Raw genomic sequence first — 1,784 nt, forward strand, 5'->3', positions numbered from 1 at the left:
CTGCCCGTTACTTCCCTCGGTATTAAGGGATTTTCTCACGTTTACTCGCTCATTCGCAGGATTACATCCCTCTTGGAAAAAGGATACAACGGTTTAGTAGTGGTGGTGGCACCACCGAACGGCCATAAAGGTATGCGCAAATAGAGGATAAGACTTAATTTCCTCATAATTCCATTTATTGCACGCATTCTCCACAATGCCCTCGGAGGTTCACCCTCCCATATCTCAACGGGTCTATGCCCTTACCTTCCTTCGTTACACCTGTCCAAGGGGTGGAGGCCGATCAAGTTCAACGTGCGGGTCAGTGCCCTTAAGTAACGGGTAATCGGTACTCCGTGCTTTCTTTGTAATCCTGCGAATGAACCAACCTACGTAATCTAGATTTACATTAAGCTGCTACACAGTCATGAATACGTGCTTTGTCAGGTGAAAAAGACTCTCCTCGTTGAGCCATACCAACCAGAATACGTGCTAGTTTACCAACTAATTTAAACAAGGAACGGTACTTTTTCATGTGCAGTACTTGTACATTATGTTCATGCCACTTCCGAAACAACACATTGTTACCAATAAGACGTAACGTAGCTAAATACAAATACTTTCGCAGAGTTGAATCTCCCCGTTTTGAGAGTACGATCTGCCCTTTCCGTTTACCCGACATACTCTCGGCTAGGTTCATACCTGCTCTTCTCAGAAGTTGTCTCCCGTGAGAATACAGATTTAGATCACCTGCACCCGAAAGGATAGCAGCAATGAATATGGGTCCAAGACCTTGAATGGAGCGAAGTTGATGAGCCAAAGGTATCTTATCTAGGATCACCAGGATTTCTTCTTCAATATTCTCTAGAATCTCAACAATGCGACAATATTCATCGAGTAGTCTGCGCAAATCTTGTTTGGCTTCGTGAGTAGCTGTAGTTTCACCTATACTTCTAGCTGCAGAAGCGATGAGCTGGGCAGCCTTCTCTAGCCCTGTGGTACCGCCTGCTCGTTTCATGTGCTTTCTCCAGCTTGCTATGACTTCTGCTGTAGTCATCCCATGTAAGTCTGCTGGAACAGGGGATTCATAAAGCGTCGCTAAGGATCGCTTGCAGGTCCAATCCGAAAAAACTGAAGTAAATTCGGGGAAACGGATATCCAGCCAGCGAATGATTCGGTTCTGAAGCCGTATGCTATTCGCCACCCAAAACTCTCGATCGCTCATGATAACGCGTAACTTCTGAAAAGAATGTGATTGCTTCGTGTATTCAGAGTAATACCCTCTACTGACAACATCCGCGATGACAAGAGCGTCCTTTGGATCATTTTTGGAGGGAGAATTATCTCTATTCTCCTTGTTTCTCTTAGTCGTAACAGGGTTCACCAGAACAACGTTTAACCTCTGTTCTACCAACCAATTCGCTAGATTAAACCAGTAGTGCCCCGTCGGTTCCATTCCAATTATTATGTTGTTCAATCGGTGTTTCTGCTGCAATTCACTAACCCAACGGCCAAACCTTTCAAACCCATCCTTGTTGTTGGTAAAGGAAAGATGGCGTTTTGAAAGAACTATTCCGCGAAAGTTCGTTGCCTGTGCAACATGGGCATCCTTCGCCATGTCGATGCCAATTACTAAGTGAGTTGGAGTTATTCTTTCTATCCGTTGATTTTGTTCGTCTGATTGCTTAAACTTCATAAAGAGCGCCTCCTTGATGGTGTTGGGTTTCAAACCCGTGGACAAACCCATCATACCGAGGCGCTCCTTTTTTGACAAAGACCATTTCTTAGGTCCTACAGGAAGGTTC

At 44.8% G+C, this 1,784-nt stretch carries 1 protein-coding gene; it reads right to left on the minus strand.

What is annotated here, in order from left to right; all coding sequences use genetic code 11:
- Positions 1-388: 388 nt before the first annotated feature.
- Entirely contained in the window at positions 389-1,675 is a 1,287-nt protein-coding gene (locus RQP52_RS36390) for an IS110 family RNA-guided transposase (protein ID WP_315956298.1), read from the minus strand.
- Between the last annotated feature and the right edge of the window lie 109 nt (positions 1,676-1,784).

Origin of the sequence: Paenibacillus violae (genome assembly GCF_032461945.1) — a bacterium.
Taxonomy (GTDB): domain Bacteria; phylum Bacillota; class Bacilli; order Paenibacillales; family NBRC-103111; genus Paenibacillus_E; species Paenibacillus_E violae.

Excerpts from the sequence above, each read along its gene's own strand:
- RQP52_RS36390 (WP_315956298.1), bottom strand. The coding sequence starts at position 1,675 with ATGAAGTTTAAGCAATCAGACGAACAAAATCAACGGATAGAAAGAATA.